This window comes from Microvirga sp. RSM25 (assembly GCF_044784385.1).
Classification (GTDB): domain Bacteria; phylum Pseudomonadota; class Alphaproteobacteria; order Rhizobiales; family Beijerinckiaceae; genus Microvirga; species Microvirga tunisiensis.
The window spans coordinates 3461242-3477101 of record NZ_CP173039.1; the positions used below are offsets into that span (position 1 = coordinate 3461242).

General features: G+C 58.4%; 16 protein-coding genes and 1 pseudogene. 11 read left to right on the forward strand and 6 right to left on the reverse strand.

All coding sequences use genetic code 11. The features are described from left to right. Positions 1 to 383 precede the first annotated feature (383 nt). From ACD578_RS16520 to ACD578_RS16540, 5 genes are all read right to left on the reverse strand, one after another. A complete protein-coding gene (locus ACD578_RS16520) occupies positions 384 to 1094 on the reverse strand; it encodes a type 1 glutamine amidotransferase domain-containing protein (RefSeq protein WP_404286656.1) in 711 nt (236 codons plus the stop codon). A 442-nt stretch (positions 1095 to 1536) separates the two neighbouring features. After that, a complete protein-coding gene (locus tag ACD578_RS16525) occupies positions 1537 to 2205 on the reverse strand; it encodes a response regulator transcription factor (protein ID WP_404286658.1) in 669 nt (222 codons plus the stop codon). Between the two features lie 31 nt (positions 2206 to 2236). Further along, on the reverse strand, positions 2237 to 2620 hold the full coding sequence (locus ACD578_RS16530) for a response regulator transcription factor (protein WP_404286660.1): 384 nt from the start codon (positions 2618 to 2620) through the stop codon (positions 2237 to 2239). Beyond that, entirely contained in the window at positions 2617 to 5109 is a 2493-nt protein-coding gene (locus ACD578_RS16535; protein ID WP_404286662.1) for a PAS domain-containing protein, read from the reverse strand. The genes ACD578_RS16530 and ACD578_RS16535 overlap by 4 nt, the downstream gene beginning before the upstream one ends. 2 nt (positions 5110 to 5111) lie before the next feature. Beyond that, positions 5112 to 5768, reverse strand: a complete 657-nt coding sequence (locus ACD578_RS16540) for an MEDS domain-containing protein (protein WP_404286664.1) — start codon at positions 5766 to 5768, stop codon at positions 5112 to 5114. A gap of 338 nt (positions 5769 to 6106) precedes the next feature. Here ACD578_RS16540 and ACD578_RS16545 point away from each other — a divergent pair, with 338 nt between their 5' ends. From ACD578_RS16545 to ACD578_RS16580, 8 genes and pseudogenes are all read left to right on the forward strand, one after another. Continuing rightward, positions 6107 to 7312, forward strand: coding sequence for an epoxide hydrolase family protein (locus tag ACD578_RS16545; protein ID WP_404293903.1), 1206 nt, complete (start codon positions 6107 to 6109; stop codon positions 7310 to 7312). A gap of 75 nt (positions 7313 to 7387) precedes the next feature. Continuing rightward, the gene (locus ACD578_RS16550; protein WP_404286666.1) at positions 7388 to 7816 is read left to right on the forward strand and encodes an organic hydroperoxide resistance protein; all 429 of its coding nucleotides are present in this window, start codon (positions 7388 to 7390) and stop codon (positions 7814 to 7816) included. A 33-nt stretch (positions 7817 to 7849) separates the two neighbouring features. Further along, positions 7850 to 8887, forward strand: coding sequence for an alpha/beta fold hydrolase (locus ACD578_RS16555; RefSeq protein WP_404286668.1), 1038 nt, complete (start codon positions 7850 to 7852; stop codon positions 8885 to 8887). Between the two features lie 5 nt (positions 8888 to 8892). Continuing rightward, positions 8893 to 9873, forward strand: a complete 981-nt coding sequence (locus ACD578_RS16560; RefSeq protein ID WP_404293905.1) for an alpha/beta fold hydrolase — start codon at positions 8893 to 8895, stop codon at positions 9871 to 9873. Between the two features lie 40 nt (positions 9874 to 9913). Continuing rightward, positions 9914 to 10459 carry a hypothetical protein gene (locus ACD578_RS16565; protein WP_404286670.1) on the forward strand — a complete coding sequence of 182 codons (546 nt, stop codon included), beginning with the start codon at positions 9914 to 9916 and terminating at the stop codon, positions 10457 to 10459. A gap of 11 nt (positions 10460 to 10470) precedes the next feature. Further along, positions 10471 to 11106: an isochorismatase family cysteine hydrolase gene (locus ACD578_RS16570; RefSeq protein WP_404286672.1), complete on the forward strand. Its 636-nt coding sequence runs from the start codon at positions 10471 to 10473 to the stop codon at positions 11104 to 11106. 150 nt (positions 11107 to 11256) lie between these two features. Then, a pseudogene (locus ACD578_RS16575) lies at positions 11257 to 12204 on the forward strand (YbfB/YjiJ family MFS transporter); the annotation flags it as partial. Positions 12205 to 12259: 55 nt separating this feature from the next. Then, positions 12260 to 12472 (forward strand): YbfB/YjiJ family MFS transporter, encoded by a 213-nt coding sequence (locus ACD578_RS16580; protein WP_404286674.1) that lies wholly within the window; start codon positions 12260 to 12262, stop codon positions 12470 to 12472. 115 nt (positions 12473 to 12587) lie between these two features. Here the strand turns inward: ACD578_RS16580 and ACD578_RS16585 are convergent, their stop codons facing one another. Continuing rightward, positions 12588 to 13091, reverse strand: coding sequence for a winged helix-turn-helix transcriptional regulator (locus tag ACD578_RS16585; RefSeq protein WP_404286676.1), 504 nt, complete (start codon positions 13089 to 13091; stop codon positions 12588 to 12590). A gap of 103 nt (positions 13092 to 13194) precedes the next feature. On the opposite strand from ACD578_RS16585, the gene ACD578_RS16590 reads away from it, so the two are divergent. From ACD578_RS16590 to ACD578_RS16600, 3 genes are all read left to right on the forward strand, one after another. Then, entirely contained in the window at positions 13195 to 13869 is a 675-nt protein-coding gene (locus tag ACD578_RS16590; RefSeq protein ID WP_404286678.1) for an isochorismatase family cysteine hydrolase, read from the forward strand. 230 nt (positions 13870 to 14099) lie between these two features. Beyond that, positions 14100 to 14900 (forward strand): SDR family NAD(P)-dependent oxidoreductase, encoded by an 801-nt coding sequence (locus ACD578_RS16595; RefSeq protein ID WP_404286680.1) that lies wholly within the window; start codon positions 14100 to 14102, stop codon positions 14898 to 14900. Positions 14901 to 14993: 93 nt separating this feature from the next. Beyond that, the gene (locus ACD578_RS16600) at positions 14994 to 15833 is read left to right on the forward strand and encodes an enoyl-CoA hydratase/isomerase family protein (protein WP_404286682.1); all 840 of its coding nucleotides are present in this window, start codon (positions 14994 to 14996) and stop codon (positions 15831 to 15833) included. The last annotated feature ends 27 nt before the right edge of the window (positions 15834 to 15860 follow it).

Consider the following 15860-nt stretch of genomic DNA (forward strand, 5'->3'; position numbering starts at 1 on the left):
CTACTACCAGCCCATATGTAGGCGCAGTGGCTGTCGCCAAGTCGCGTGCCAAGATGGCTGTGAATCAAATTATCGACGCTTCGGGCAGACGTCGCCACCAGTACACTAAGTTATCCAGCGAAGCTTGGATGGCCAGTTTTCCCGTGTGGCACAAACCCCTGACTCTTGTTGTGGGACGAACTACCGAAGATAATGACATCGACGTCTGCTAGATCGTCTGAGCACGTCTAAGCCTCTTCCGATACTATACAAAGCGCTGACGCTCCACAGATCGTCACGACGCCAAACAAAACCATGTTGACGCGCAGTTTATCTATAGCCCCTGTGAGTGTTGGTGACGCCCTCGACTTACGTTGCCAAGAGCATTTGGAACAGCATAATCATCACGCCGCAGTTGAGTCACGCGTGGCGGGCTGCATGTGGGATAGCAGCTCTAGCAAGGCTTGGGCCCCCGCAGTTGATGAAGCTGGGTTCTGGCCTGTAATCAGGCGGCCATCGGTGATGACAAAGCTCTGCCAATTCGGCGCTTTCTCGAAGATTCCGCCAAGCCGCTTCAATTCATCCTCGACCAGAAACGGCACGACATGCGTGAGCTGGACTTCTTCTTCCTCACTATTAGCGAAGCCCGTCACGCGCTTGCCCTTAACGATTGGCGCACCTTGGTACATGACTCGGTGCAGCGCTGCCGGAGCGTGGCAAACGGCGGCCACTGGCTTCCCGGAATTGTAGAAGGATTCAATCAAAGCGATCGAGTCACGGTTGTCGGCGAGGTCCCACATCGGCCCATGGCCTCCGGGATAAAAGACTGCGTCACAATCTGCGGACGATAGTCCCGCGAGCTTTACGGTGTTCGCTAGGTCTTTTTGTGCCGCCGGATCCATTTTGAACCGCGTCATTGCGGGGGTCTGGTTCTCGGGGAGATCACTCTTGGGATCGATTGGGGGCTGCCCACCCTTAACAGAGGCGAGGGTAAGATCGATGCCAGCGTCGCGGAACACGTAATACGGCGCAGCAAACTCCTCAAGCCAGAAGCCGGTTTTGCGGCCAGTGTTGCCGAGTTGGTCGTGCGATGTGAGCACCATCAGGATCTTCATCTCACTTCTCCTTGGACTAGCAGTTGAAATCCGGAACATTAAGCGCGCATCGCTGAAGCATGTCACTTGCACCTTGGTACCGACGATACTTACGTATCAAGCATAGATGGTCAGACGGCTGGAGCATCAGTTCCGTCGCGCTCGGTTTGAAACTGGCAAGAATCGATACCAGACTCGATCTCACATTGGCGTAAGAACGACCCAGATTGACTGACTGTGCCTATAGCCTCCGCCACGGATGTTTCATCCTGTTCTCACAGGATGCGGCAGACGTGAATGCTCAGCGGGAGGAACCGTGGAGCTCGAACAATGCAGCTCCAGCCAGAAATGGGATCTTTGCGCCGGACGTGTCGATCAGTCCTTGCCGGACGCTGGGCCAACTTCTGTAGGACTAGGATGATGAATTCAAACTATGAACCAGGGTCCTAATGATACCAAGGAGTCAGTTACCGCAGGAGCTTCCCAACTTTGCTGCAATGTTCACCAGGTCGGCCAGTGATGTCGCGCCCATCTTGCGCATGACTTGGCCCCTGTGCGCCTTGACAGTAATCTCGCTGATGCCGAGTTTGCCGCCGACCTGCTTGTTCATCAAACCGGTTACCACAAGTGCCATCACTTCACGTTCCCGTGTGCTGAGCGATGCATAGCGCTTCTGGAGGAGTTGCAACTCCGCCTCTTGGCCGAGGGCCGTGGTGCTGCGCTGAATTGCGTCGCGTATAGTATCCAGCAATGCTTCGTCGCCAAACGGCTTTGTCAGGAACTCGATCGCGCCAGCCTTCATGGCGCGCACCGTCATCGGTACATCCCCATATCCGGTTATGAAAATAATCGGCATGTCGTTCCGCGTTGATGCGAGCTGTTGCTGCAGATCAAGGCCGTTGAGATCGGGGAGCGAAACATCGAGCACTAAGCAGCTCGGCGTGGCAGTTCGTGAATGAGATAAAAACTCCTGTGCCGAACCAAAAACCCGGGGCTGCCAGCCTGATTCACGAATGAGAGCCTCGAGTGCCTCTCGCACCGAAATGTCATCATCCACGACATACACAATCGGCGCGCCTTCGCCCATCGGATTGGAACCCGCTTTGCCACTCGTTGTGCTTGACAGTTGCATGTATAGCTCCACTCTTTCATAGCCGCAAGCTTTAGGCCGATGCCCCTGGGCGAAGTACAGCATCGAGAGCATCGTGCAGTGCAGTATCCGTGAAGGGCTTCAGGAGGCATTCGACTGACCCGCTCTGGCGCAGACGATGACACACCTGTTCGTCTCCGTGCGCCGTGATGAAGACAATCGGGACCGTCCGCCCTTCGCGCGCCAGTTCGCGCTGGAGCTCGATTCCCGACATTCCCGGCATGGCGATGTCGAGCACCAGGCATTTTACCTGATCAACGATGTCTGATGCTAGGAATTCATTCGCAGACGCGAATGCCACAGCCTTGTGACCGAATACCCCGATGAGATCCGGCAGCGACTCACGAACAGACTCGTCATCATCGACAACTGCAATATACTCGCGCTGTTGCATCATAGTTTTCCGATCACATCCGCCAGACGTGGCGGAAGGTACATAGGGGCTTTGGCAGGCTCGACTGCTAGTGTTGAGGGAACGGAGAAGCAAAACGTTGAACCCGAGCCATCGTTTGGCTCGGCCCAGAGGCGGCCCTGATGCTGCTCAACAATGGTTCGGCTAACTGAAAGGCCGATACCCATGCCATTGCTTTTAGTCGTGTAGAACGGGGCGAAGAGCCTCTCCACCAATGCCGGATCGAAACCGCTGCCTGCATCTTTGACCGCTACTCTGACATTGCCACTTGCTTCGACCTCGGTGGAGACCACAATCTCCTTTGCCCGATTCTGCACTTCAGCCATGGATTCGGCAGCATTCAGGATGAAGTTGAGAACTACCTGCTGAAGTTGAACGCGATCGCCTATTACGTAAGGCAGATTGGCCGCGAGACTCACACGAATACTGGTACCGTTTCTCTGTAGCTCGTTCAACGATAATGCGACGACTTCATGTACTGCCGTGTTCAGGTCAACAATCTCCGAGGCTGTATCCCGCTTGACGAAAAGCGCGCGGAGCCGGGCGATCACTTCAGAGGCGCGTTGGGCGTCCCTGATCGTTCTGCGTGCCGTTTCGCGAGCTCCGCTAACGTTCGGTGGCTCGGCAGTCAGCATGCGTAGCCCTGTCCCGGCGTTCGTCATGATGCCAGCAAGAGGTTGGTTCAGCTCATGCGCGATTGACGCCGTGAGCTGACCCATAGTCATGACCCGCGTGACGTGAGCAAGCTCGGCCTGTGTCTCGCGTAGTTCGTCTTGCGCTTCCTTCCAATCGTGCATGTCGACGCAGACACCGTGCCATTTCAGAATCCGCCCTTCCTCATCACGCAGTGGGAGCCCAGTTGTCAGACACCAGCGATACGATTGGTCGGCAGCGTGGATGAGACGCGCTTCGACTTGGTAGGCCGTGCCGGTCGCGACACTCGTAATCCAGGCCAGCGCAGCTTGGTCGAGATCGTCCGGATGGATCAGCTTCTGCCAGCCATCGCCCATGACCTCGTTTACCGTGAATCCAGTATAATCCAGCAACCGTGAGTTACAGTAATCGATCGTCCCGTCCGGATTGGCGCTCCACAGCATTTGAGGGATGGTCTCTGTCAGACGCCTGAGATTCCACTCGCTAGCCCGCAACGCTTCCTCGGTTCGTTTGAGATCGTCGATATCGGTGTTGACGCCAAACCACTTGGTGACCTGACCGGATTCGTCATGGAGCGGATTGGCCCGGAATAGGAACCAGCGATACCCGCCGTCGAAGCGCCTGAGACGCGCCTCCGCCTCGCCCGGCCGACCTGAGGTCAGTATGTTGCTCCATGTCGCAAGCAATCCCGGCACATCATCCGGATGGACTGACTGCATCCACCCTGCGCCACACGCCTCATCTAGGGAGATCCCGAGATAGTTGAGGAAATGGTGGTTGAAGAACTCAGCGGAACCATCGGTCTGGGCTGACCATGCAAGACCCGGGATCGTGTTCACGATTTGCGCAAGGTTGCTTTCGCTCACAGCGAGCGCCTCTTCCGCGCGCTTTTGATCGTCTATGTCAATGATGAGATGAAACCAGCGGAGAATCTTCCCTCGTGGGTCACGCAGCGGCAAACCGAGGACGTTGAACCAACGAAAGGTCCCATCGTAGCGGCGATGTCGGCTTTGCACGTTGTAACTCTGTCCAGCTTCATGGGCAGCGCGCTGCGCGCGGATCGTCCTTTCGAGGTTGTCGGGATGAACAAGCTCTGAAACCTTCCATTCTTTTAGCTCATCGAATGTCCTGCCGAAATAGTCCATCGTCGGCCGGTTGACGCCTTCGACTTCACCCTCCGGCGTTGTAACAGCGACCTGCACGGGAATACTGTCGACCACTAACTGGAAATCGAGCTCTCTTCGCCGCAGTTCTTGGTTGGCTTCGAAAAGCTCCCGGGTTCGTGCGTGGACCCGCTGATCGAGTTCTTGGGCAAGCCGCTTCTGCTCGCTTAACTGCCAGGACGATTGTAATCCGATCGCTGCCTGGTTGGCAGCGACATTCAAGAGGAGGTTCTCAGTCACGTTCGGAAAATCGGATCGGCATGCCCCAACCAGCAGTAGTCCGAACTCTCCGAGCAAGCCGAGACGCACGGCTTGGACTGCGAGACTCCTGCCTCCTACTGTAAGCTGCTGCGGCCAGTCGTGTGCTTCGGTGCTGGCCCAAGGTTTAAACAGCGATCCAAACCCCGCCTGAGAGTCGATGCTTCTTGCCCAATTCGATAGGCGTGCCGCTTCGACTGGCCCCTCGGTGTCCACGCTCATGAGGTGCAGGTGGGCAAAGTCGAGATCGAGCATACTGAAAACTGAGTCAAGCAAGCTCTCGGCGATTTGAGCGGGATCCCGGCCGACCCACATTGCCGGTAGCGCCATGAGACTAACCAGGTCGCTGATGCAGCGCTGCAGTCGCTTGTTCTCGTTACGATGAACGTCAGCGTGCATGATCATCCTACCGTTGAAGAATGTCGTGCCTGCTCGGCCCGTCGCTGATACAGCTCCTGAAGAAACTCCTGTGGGGGCACGAAGAAGGGGTTCTGCTGAAGAATGCCGCCAACGATGATCATGGGATGGGTTCGTATCACGTCCATCACGGTGTCGCCGCTGAACTTCGCGAGATCATAGACGCAGATAACGGCGTCGTCATGCTGGCACCAGACATCATTGACCCGTGCTTCAAACTCGATCAGGTCGTGGATGCACGACGGATGACAGTTGGCCCATTCCATCTGGCAAACAATCCGGCTGATGGGATATGTGCCATCAGCCGAGCCTCCAGCGATGCTCTTGAACGTCTGAAGCATACGGTTTTGATCGAACCGACCGTCGGAAAGATAGGTTTGGGTGCTGTCGCGAAGTTCGAGCTGGCCGCTAACCTGTGCTGCCGCGGGGTCGATACCGACAGCAGCCAAATGCTCGACATGGCGATCGCGACGGCCGGGGCTGAGAACATGGACTGCTTTGTGGCCGCAGTCGAAGCCGTCCTTAATGAATGGCAGGAGAACACGATACTCTTCATCTTCGCTATTGAAGAAAGCACAGACGTGGCGTGCCTGCGTCAGCTCGGCACCTGCAAATGGGATCGGCTGCGTTAGCTTTGCCATGTTATTTCCCTCAAAGTGAGCGCCGTTCCCTGCTTATGGGTAGAGAATACGCCGCTCGGCCACCGGAGACGCATAACACCTTGGTATCGGTTTGATCGATTTCTGGACTTGTCAAGCCGGTATTTGGCCAGAGAACCGCAGGTGTCGGCCGATATCAAGGTATCGGCGATACCATGGTGCAATAGGCTCCCAGCCAACCATGACCGAGCATAATCGCGTTGATCAGCCTCACCCAGACAGATCTTTGGTTTTAGAGGAGAACGATTATGTCGGAAAGCGATAGATCCTCCACCCGCCGCGATGTCCTTGTGGCCGCCGCCGCCGCGGGCGCTGCGACGATGATGCCTGTGTCGCTTAGGGCGGCATCGGGCGAGATCCGCCCATTTCAGGTCTCGTTTCCTGATGAAGCGCTTGCCGATCTTCGCCGGCGGATTGCTGCTACAAAGTGGCCAACGAAAGAGCTGGTTACCGACGCGACGCAGGGTGTTCAGCTCGGGACCATGCGCAAGCTCGCTCAGTACTGGCAGACCGATCACGACTGGCGGAAGGTTGAGGCACGGCTGAACGCCGTGCCGATGTTCCTTACACAGATTGATGGATTGGATATCCATTTCATTCATGTCCGCTCGAAGCATCCGAATGCTTTGCCCATCATCATCACGCATGGTTGGCCTGGCTCGCTGATCGAGCAGCTCAAAGTCGTGGGGCCGCTGACGGATCCGACCGCGCATGGCGGAGCGCCGGAGGAAGCCTTCGATGTGGTGATCCCGTCACTTCCGGGTCATGGATTCTCGGCAAAGCCTACGGCGACCGGCTGGGATCCTCAGCGGATTGCTCGCGCCTGGACGACGCTGATGAAGCAACTTGGATACACGAAATTTGTCGCCCAGGGAGGCGACTGGGGTGATGCCGTCTCGGAGCAGATGGCGTTGCAGGCCCCACCGGAGTTACTTGCCATCCACACGAACATGCCGGCAACCGTGCCGGACGATATCGCTACAATCCTCGCCGCTGGCGGCCCTGCACCGGCCGGCCTGTCCCCAGACGAGAAGAATGCATTTGATCAGCTCGACTTCTTCTACAAGCATGGTCTGGGCTACGCCCAGGAAATGGCAAACCGCCCACAGACCCTGTACGCGCTCGAAGACTCGCCGGTGGGACTGGCGGCCTGGATGCTCGACCACGACGCGCGCAGCTATGCGCTTATATCCCGGGTCTTCGAGGGCCACACCGAGGGCCTGACCCGAGACGATATCCTCGACAACATCACGCTCTATTGGCTGACGGGGACGGCAGTCTCGTCGGCCCGCCTCTACTGGGAGAATAAGCTCGCCTTCTTTGCGCCGAAGCTCATCAAAATTCCGGTCGCCGTCAGTGTCTTTCCGGACGAAATCTACGCGGCGCCGAGGAGCTGGGCGGAGAAAGCCTTCCCGAAGCTCATTCACTTCAATCGGCTCCCAAAGGGCGGGCACTTTGCGGCCTGGGAGCAACCGGAGCTCTTCAGCGCCGAACTGCGTGCCGCGTTTCGCTCCTTCCGTGCCTGATAACAGCGTGGGTGGCCCACCAACCCAGTGCCACCCATCCGTTGCCGACCTGCCATTGTCCGTGGAGAGAACATCATGAACCAGCACCAGCAAACCAAGCTCATTTACACCGCCAAGGTTCATACGACGGGTGGGCGCGAGGGCGGATCCTCCCGGAGTTCGGATGGCAATCTCGACATCCGCCTGTCCCCGCCCGGCGGACACGGCACCGGCACGAACCCTGAGCAGCTGTTCGCGGCAGGCTGGTCCGCATGCTTCGAAAGCGCAATTGGTATCGCCGCTCGACGAAGCAAAGTCACCCTTCCGCCTGGTTTCGCGATCGATGCGGAAGTGGATCTCAGTCTGGTGAACGGCTTTTACACCCTTGGCGCTCGGCTGAATGTCAGCCTTCCCGGTTTGGCCCGCGATGTGGCCCAAGCGCTTGTCGACGAGGCTCACACCCTCTGCCCCTACTCGCGGGCAACCCACGGCAACATCGACGTGAGGACTACCCTCGCCGTCTAGCATCCATCCCGTTTCAGTCGAGGAGTAAGGACGATGAAGTGCATCGCGCGAGCGCAATCCAACGATCTCGATCGTCGACGGTTTATCAGCACCGCCGCAATGTTCGCTGCTGCGGCCGAACTCGGCATCCCCACCACGGCAGCGGCACAGCCCGCATCACCGCGAACTGACACCTCGTTTCGTCAGCTGAAGCAGATCGATGCCGGACCGCTCAACATCGGCTATGTCGAGGCAGGTCCGGCCGGCGGCATACCGGTCGTTCTGCTTCATGGCTGGCCCTACGACATCCACAGTTATGCCGAGGTCGTGCCTCTGCTGGAAGCCCAAGGCTTCAGAGTGATTGTACCGTATCTGCGGGGTTACGGTTCCACACGGTTCCGTGCAAGCGAGATCCCGCGAAATGGCCAGCAGGCTGCGTTGGCCAGTGATGTCCTCGCGCTGATGGATGCCCTGAAGATCCAGAGCGCAGTCATCGCGGGCTACGACTGGGGTGCTCGGACCGCGAACATCGTGGCAGCACTCCGCCCGGATCGTTGCAAAGCCATGGTCTCGGTCAGTGGCTATCTGATTGGCAGCCAGGCCGCCAACCGGAAGCCTCTCCCTCCGCAGGCAGAGTTGTCCTGGTGGTACCAATACTACTTCGCAACGGAGCGCGGGCGGGCCGGCTACCAGGCTAACACGCGCGACTTTGCACGTTTGATTTGGCAGACTGCCTCCCCGGATTGGAAGTTCACCGACGCTACATTCGAACGCAGTGCGGAAGCCTTCAACAATCCCGACCATGTGGCGATTGTGATCCATAATTACCGGTGGCGTCTCGGCCTCGCAGATGGCGAGGCGCAGTACGATGAGATGGAGAAATTCCTGGCCGCGGCGCCGGCCATCTCGGTTCCAACGATTACGCTCGAAGGCGACGCAAACGGCGCCCCGCACCCGGATCCCATGGATTACGCCCGGAAGTTCGCCGGCAAGTACGAGCATCGGACAATCCGCGGCGGCATCGGACACAACCTGCCGCAGGAAGCGCCGCACGCCTTTGCGCAGGCCCTTATCGATGTCAATCGGATGTGATCGTGATGAGCTACCCAACGATGTACCGCACTGTCAGCGTGGATGGGCTTCCCATTTTCTATCGCGAGGCCGGGGACCAGAACGCGCCCGTGATCCTGCTTCTTCACGGGTTTCCGTCGTCGTCACGCATGTACGAGCCACTGCTGACACGCCTCTCTGACCGATACCGCCTCATCGCGCCTGACTATCCAGGCTTCGGCCATAGCGCCTGCCCGGCACCGACGCTGTTCCCCTATACCTTCGACCATCTCGCCCAGGTGATGGCCCGGTTCAGCGAGGTCATGGCGCTCTCCCGCTATAGCCTCTTCATGCAAGATTACGGTGGTCCGGTCGGCTTTCGAATGGCGATGGCTCATCCTGAGCGATTGGACTCACTGATCGTGCAGAATGCCGTCGCTCACGAGACGGGCCTCAGCAATCTTTGGGGCGTTCGCCGCGCTTTTTGGGCCAATCGGGCCGAGCATGAGGAAGCACTCCGTCAGAATTTCTTGTCACTTGAGGCCACCCGCCGGCGTCATGTTGGCAGTGACCCACAAGTTGAGCTGTACGATCCCGATCTTTGGACGGATGAGTTTGCGTTTCTCAACAAGCCCGGCCAAGCGGACATCCAAGTCGAACTGTTTTACGATTATCGCCACAATGTTATTTCCTACCCCGAGTGGCAGGCCTGGATGCGCAACACTCATCCCAGGCTGATGGTTCTATGGGGCAAATACGACCCGTCATTCGAGACATCGGAGCCAGCCTCTTACCAGGCTGACGTGCCAACCGCCGAAATCCACATGCTTGAAGCTGGGCACTTTGCCCTCGACACCGCAGCGGATCAGATCGCGGATCTCGTTCGCAGCTTCCTCTGGAGTGCCGACCACCATCGATCTGGGGGCGGGAGTGGGGCTGCATCCTTCAATACCATGGTCACACGGTCAGGAATGGCCGAGGGGTACCTCGGCAGCCCTCCTCCAGTGGCACACCCGTTCAGCGCTTAAGCCGTACTTCGAGTCTGTTCCCAAAACCGAGGAGTCCATCATGGAAGATTATGAAGTCGTCAACTCGAGTTTCACGGCAACAATCAATGCGCCCATCGACAGGATCGACCTCCCTGAGTGGTGCTTCTCCCTCAGCGAGAAAGAGTATCAGGGGTGTTCTCCCGCCCATATCACGGCGGGTTTCACGACAGCGCCCGACGGAAGGCGTATGTCGATCAACGTTGAGATCATTGGTGGCAGTCTTATGGTCCAGCATTATGTGGAGACCTTGGGGAACAAAGATCACCTGGTCCTGGAGTCGATCTCCGACATCTTTACTCCCACGGGAAGGACCACGATCAAGGTTCTCTGGGAAATGAGCGTCAAAGCGATTGATGGTGAACGGTGCGAGTTCACGAATCACGTCCGGACCACCGCGACGGACGACTTCAAGTCATTCCTTGATCGTCAGGGCATCCCGTTCGACGTGTTCCGCGCGCAGCGCCAGCCCATGTCGATCGCCCACAATCGGGGTGAGACGCCGCTCTTCGCTGCAAGCATCGAGCGCGCGGCATTGCGAAACCGCGCTCCCCGGCTGGTAGGTTGATGGAGGTTGCTATGTCCCAGCCCACCTATAGCAAACAATCGACGGCGCTCTTGTTCGTTGATCCGTATAACGATTTCCTGTCCGAGGGCGGGAAGATTTGGCCCAGGGTGAGAGAGGTTGCGGAGGAAGTAGGCCTTATTGAGAACCTGAAGCGCATCAATCAGGCGGTGCGAAGCGCTGGCATGAAAGTCTTCATCGTTCCGCACCGCCGCTGGGAGCCGGGCGATTATGAGTGTTGGTGCCATCCTAACCCGACTCAGATCGGGATCATGAAACGGCACTCATTCGCCCGTGGAGAATGGGGTGGTGAATGGCATCCGGACTTTGCGCCACGCGCTGGAGACATTGTCGTCAAGGAGCATTGGGCGCAGAGCGGATTTGCTAACACCGATCTCGATCAGCAGCTGCGGCAGCATGGGATCACCCACGTCATCGTCGTCGGGCTGCTTGCCAATACCTGCATCGAGTCGACCGGCCGTTATGCAATGGAACTCGGCTTTCATGTCACCTTGGTGCGGGATGCGACGGCCGCATTCACAAAGGAAATGATGCATGCGGCGCATGAATTAAATGGCCCGACGTATGCGCATGCCATACTGTACACCCAGGAACTCATCGCGGCTCTACCAGCTGACCAGGGCAGATGATGCCTCTTACGGCGGGTGGCGTCACGAAAGGTCACCTGAGCATGGCGCCCTGCCGAAGCCAAATATGAATAGTCCAAAGCCGACTTGATCCTAACGTTCCAGGTCCAGCGTCTGGAGGCTGATCAAGGGTCGGCCATGGAGGACGTCAAGATGTCCAAGATCGTTGCCAACAGCGCCAAGCAGCGAGCACCTGGGAACTGGCCCCTGATTCTTGCTGGTCTCTGTGCCAGTCTTGTGGGCATCGGCTTGGCTCGGTTTGCCTACACGCCGCTGTTGCCGGCAATTGTCGCTGGTGATTGGTTTACCGCTTCGGATGCCGCTTTTCTCGGCGCGGCCAACCTCACGGGGTACCTAGCCGGTGCGTTACTGGCGGGTCCACTGGTCGCGCATGTGCCCGCTGCTGCCGCGCTACGCGGAGTGATGGTGCTGGCGACCCTGACCTTCTTTGCTTGCGCCTGGCCGGTTAACTTCGTTTGGTTCTTCGTCTGGCGCTTCGTCTCTGGCCTCTCCGGCGGAGTGCTAATGGTTTTGGCGGCTCCGACGGTCTTGCCGCACGTCCCGCAGTCACGCCGCGGGATCGCCAGCGGTGCCATCTTCATGGGGATTGGCCTCGGAATTGCGGCTTCAGGCACGCTTGTTCCTCTGCTCTTGCGGCAGGGATTGCCCCACGTTTGGATCGGTCTCGGGGTGCTCTCACTGATCCTGACACTCGTCGCTTGGACTGGTTGGCCGGGACACGCTGCCGATATGTCCCCTGGGCAGAAGGCGATCCATCCTGTCCATGCAACGACGACCTTGCGGGCGCTCTATACGTCATATGCGCTCAATGCGGTGGGCCTCGTGCCGCATATGATCTTCTTGGTTGACTTCGTGGCCCGGGGGTTGGGTCAAGGTTTGGATGCTGGAGCCCAATTCTGGGTCCTTTTCGGACTGGGCGCTGGCATTGGCCCAATTCTCAGTGGGCACCTGGCCGATCGTACCGGCTTCGGACCTGCGCTTCGCCTCGCCTACCTCATTCAGGCGATGGCTGTCGCATTGCCGGCCTTTGGCCTTGGCTCGACTTGGCTGATCATATCGAGTGTCATTGTTGGTGCGTTTACGCCAGGGATCGTTCCTCTCGTTCTGGGGCGCATCCACGAGTTGCTGCATTCTCATGCGGCTGCTCAGAAAAAGTGCTTGGAGCAAAGCGACAGTTTGCTTTGCGATATGCCAGGCGCTCGCCGCCTACGGCATGTCGCTCCTCTTCAACCACACGGGTGGAAATTATCGGGTCCTTTTCGGCTTGGGAGCGGGCTCCCTTCTGCTCGCCCTCGCAATCGATCTCGTCGCAGGATTGGTGAAACCACGGGATCTAAAGGATGCATAAGAACGCGGCAGACCAGACGATCCGATGGGAGAGGACCATCCATCGCCCTCGTGGAAGGGAAGCGGTTTGCTCGCAGTTCGTGCGCGGCCATCCGCCTCCTCCACTCCGGTGGGCTTCACCGGCGGCTCTTAAATGCCTCCCACCGCGCTTTGCGCTCTCCTTGGTATGCGGGACTCTGCTCGGCAATCAGGTCTTCGCGCTGCAGTGGCTGACCGCAAGCCTCACAACTCGGGCCCAGCCCAGCGGGCTTGCCGCACACGCGGTGTGTGAGATGAACGGCCAAGCTCTCACCGGGAGCTTTGCACCAAGTCTCGCCCCAAGCACGCAGTGCGAGGATCACGGGATTGAATGCCCTACCCTTTTCGGTGAGGTGGTAATCATAGCGCAGCGGCCGTTGGCTGTAGGGCCGACGCTCGATCAGGCCATCGGCCTCCAGCTTCTTCAGGCGGGCCGTTACCATCTGTGGCGTTGCTCCGGTTTGCGCCTGAATCTCGTCGAACCGGTGGCTGCCTATGAAGAGTTCCCGCAGCACCAAGACGGTCCAGCGATCCCCGACAATTGTCTCTGCTCGGGCGACCGGACAAAGGGTATCCAGCTCGGTGTGGTTCTCCATCGTCATGTTACTCTCTTTTTCATAGGGACTTGACACTATGAATTTCATAGTCGTATACAGCCTCAACGCGACAGGAGCAATACTGTGTCCTGCTTTCAGGAGGCGCACCATGCCTGATACCGGCTATCCTCTTGAGCGCACCGCTTATTTGCTGGTTGATCCATACAACGACTTCCTATCGGAAGGCGGCAAGATTTATCCCTCTGTTGAGCCCATCGCCACCGAAGTGGGCCTCCTCGACAACCTACGCGCACTAGACCGTGCCGTGCGTAGCGTCGGCATTCCGGTCTTCATCGTGCCACACCGCCGCTGGGAGCCAGGAGACTATGAGGATTGGGATCACCCGAATCCGACCCAACGCCTCATCATGCGACGCCACAGCTTTGCGCGCGGTGAATGGGGTGGTGAGTGGCATCCTGATCTCGCGCCCAAAGAAGGCGATATTGTCGTTCAGGAGCATTGGGGCCAGAGCGGCTTTGCCAACACCGACCTCGACTTCCGCCTGAAGCAGAAGGGGATCACACATGTGATCGTCGTCGGCCTGTTGGCGAACACCTGCATTGAGTCCACCGCCCGTTTTGCGATGGAACTCGGTTATCACGTCACACTCGTGAAGGACGCTACCGCCGCTTTCCACCCTGACATGATGCACGCTGCCCATCACCTGAACGGTCCCACCTTTGCCCATGCCATCGTAACGACAGGTGAGCTGATCGCGACCCTGGTCAAGGAGGAGGGATCATGCGGCCCCACCTCACCTTCCTCAATCGGGAGCGTGCAGTGATGCCAGCAATGCTCGATGGGGGTCATGGCACGCGCTGGGAGGCTGGCACAAGCAAGCTCGCTACGTCTGCCAACTCTACATCAGATCGGGACACCGTCGTCTTGCGAAGACAGGCGGTGAACATCGCAACAACATCGTTCAGATGGTGCCGTCCTAACCTGTGGTTCGGCCGGATCAGCGCCCACAGCGCACAAATTCTGGTGTCATCATCAAGCTAGAAGGATCTCGCCATGCGACTGAATGGAAAGACGGCTCTCATCACGGGCGGCAGCAGCGGCATCGGTCTTGCAACGGCACGGCTGTTCGTTGCTGAAGGTGCGAGGGTGGCGATTACCGGCCGTAATCAGCCATCGCTCGCCGCTGCTGTGCACGAGCTTGGGCCAAACGCCGTGCCGATTCGGGTTGACCTCAGGGAGATCTCATCCATCGATCGAGCGATCGCTGACATCGTGGCGGCTTTTGGAAGCCTCGATATCGTCTTTGCGAATGCCGGCATCGGCCGCCCCACACCGGTGGGCGAAACAAGTTTCGACACGTTTCAGGACATCATCACGACCAATCTCACCAGTGTTTTCTTCACCGTCCAGGCGGCCGCTCCCCATCTGCGGGAAGGAGCATCGATCATTCTTAATGGATCAGTCCACGCGGCTCTGGGCGTGCCAGGCTACTCGGCCTATGCCGCCACCAAGGGCGCGGTTCGCTCCATGACGCGCGTGCTGGCTGCGGAATTTGCCCCAAAGGGTATCCGGGTCAATCAAGTCACGCCCGGAGGAACTCAAACGGCAATCTGGAATCCGCTGGCACCGGACGCTGGCGCGATGGCTGAACTTGAGAGACGAATCGGCAATACGATCCCACTCGGCCGCATGGGGAGACCTGAGGAAGTTGCGGCTGCCGCTCTCTTCCTTGCTTCCGCCGACTCGTCGAACATGATGGGTGCTGAAATTGTCGTCGACGGCGGAGCAACTGGTGCTCCTCACGGAGCGCCCATCTACCGCTCGCAACCCCGACCACAAGCGAATTTTGGCTAGGCTTTTTTCTTCCGAGTCACCGCACCATGACGTCGGCGGGTGCTCACAAAGCTGATAGGTCGATCACGGAGCCGTCACAGAAGGGAGAATTCTATGTCATTCCGACAGATACGCGTGGCGCGCCATACACCAAGCTACTGGCGCGTCAGTTTCAGCAACCCGCCGATCAATTTGATTGATCCAGACACGATTCTGGACCTTTCCGACCTCGTTAAACAGCTGGAGTCCGATACCGAGGTCAAGGTTGTTGTATTCGACAGCCTTGATCCCGACTTCTACCTGGCGCACTACGACGTTCTCGTCGACAAGGCGAAGACGATCGGAATGGCGCCTGGACCTTCCGGGATGCATCCGTGGCTTGACGTCATGGTTCGCTTGAGTCGGGCACCAGTTGTATCGATCGCGGAAGTGCGCGGTCGGGCGCGCGGTGCGGGAAGCGAGTTCGTCCTTGCTTGTGACATGCGTTTCGCCAGTGCGGAACGTGCAATTCTGGGTCAGTTCGAGGTCGGAATCGGAGCAGTGCCGGGTGGCAACCCCATGGCCCGCCTGGCCGGTTTGGTTGGACGAGGGCGTGCCTTGGAGATCGTACTTGGGGCAGATGACTTCCCCGGGATCCTCGCGGAACGCTATGGGTATGTGAATCGTGCTCTTCCGGACGCTGAACTCGCCGGGTTCGTGGACACTCTGGCAGCCCGTCTCGCGAGCTTCGACAAGCGCGCCATTGCAGAGACGAAGGGCTTTGTCGACGAACTCTCGCTTCCGGATGACGCTGTTTTTCCGCGCGCGCTAGAGAGCTTCTTCAAGTCGGTTGGTCGACCGGAAACACGTGCACGAACGATTGCGTTGGTGGAAGGGGGCCTGCAACAGAGATCTGAGACGGAGTTATCATTAGGCATGCGCATTATCGGTGCCGGATCTGCGGAGCGCGGGTGACCGCTCTCAGGATGGTGTCAAACTCTA

Excerpts from the sequence above, each read along its gene's own strand:
- ACD578_RS16520 (WP_404286656.1), bottom strand. The coding sequence starts at position 1,094 with ATGAAGATCCTGATGGTGCTCACATCGCACGACCAACTCGGCAACACT.
- ACD578_RS16525 (WP_404286658.1), bottom strand. The coding sequence starts at position 2,205 with ATGCAACTGTCAAGCACAACGAGTGGCAAAGCGGGTTCCAATCCGATG.
- ACD578_RS16530 (WP_404286660.1), bottom strand. The coding sequence starts at position 2,620 with ATGATGCAACAGCGCGAGTATATTGCAGTTGTCGATGATGACGAGTCT.
- ACD578_RS16535 (WP_404286662.1), bottom strand. The coding sequence starts at position 5,109 with ATGCACGCTGACGTTCATCGTAACGAGAACAAGCGACTGCAGCGCTGC.
- ACD578_RS16540 (WP_404286664.1), bottom strand. The coding sequence starts at position 5,768 with ATGGCAAAGCTAACGCAGCCGATCCCATTTGCAGGTGCCGAGCTGACG.
- ACD578_RS16545 (WP_404293903.1), top strand. The coding sequence starts at position 6,107 with ATGATGCCTGTGTCGCTTAGGGCGGCATCGGGCGAGATCCGCCCATTT.
- ACD578_RS16550 (WP_404286666.1), top strand. The coding sequence starts at position 7,388 with ATGAACCAGCACCAGCAAACCAAGCTCATTTACACCGCCAAGGTTCAT.
- ACD578_RS16555 (WP_404286668.1), top strand. The coding sequence starts at position 7,850 with ATGAAGTGCATCGCGCGAGCGCAATCCAACGATCTCGATCGTCGACGG.
- ACD578_RS16560 (WP_404293905.1), top strand. The coding sequence starts at position 8,893 with ATGAGCTACCCAACGATGTACCGCACTGTCAGCGTGGATGGGCTTCCC.
- ACD578_RS16565 (WP_404286670.1), top strand. The coding sequence starts at position 9,914 with ATGGAAGATTATGAAGTCGTCAACTCGAGTTTCACGGCAACAATCAAT.
- ACD578_RS16570 (WP_404286672.1), top strand. The coding sequence starts at position 10,471 with ATGTCCCAGCCCACCTATAGCAAACAATCGACGGCGCTCTTGTTCGTT.
- ACD578_RS16580 (WP_404286674.1), top strand. The coding sequence starts at position 12,260 with ATGCGGCTGCTCAGAAAAAGTGCTTGGAGCAAAGCGACAGTTTGCTTT.
- ACD578_RS16585 (WP_404286676.1), bottom strand. The coding sequence starts at position 13,091 with ATGACGATGGAGAACCACACCGAGCTGGATACCCTTTGTCCGGTCGCC.
- ACD578_RS16590 (WP_404286678.1), top strand. The coding sequence starts at position 13,195 with ATGCCTGATACCGGCTATCCTCTTGAGCGCACCGCTTATTTGCTGGTT.
- ACD578_RS16595 (WP_404286680.1), top strand. The coding sequence starts at position 14,100 with ATGCGACTGAATGGAAAGACGGCTCTCATCACGGGCGGCAGCAGCGGC.
- ACD578_RS16600 (WP_404286682.1), top strand. The coding sequence starts at position 14,994 with ATGTCATTCCGACAGATACGCGTGGCGCGCCATACACCAAGCTACTGG.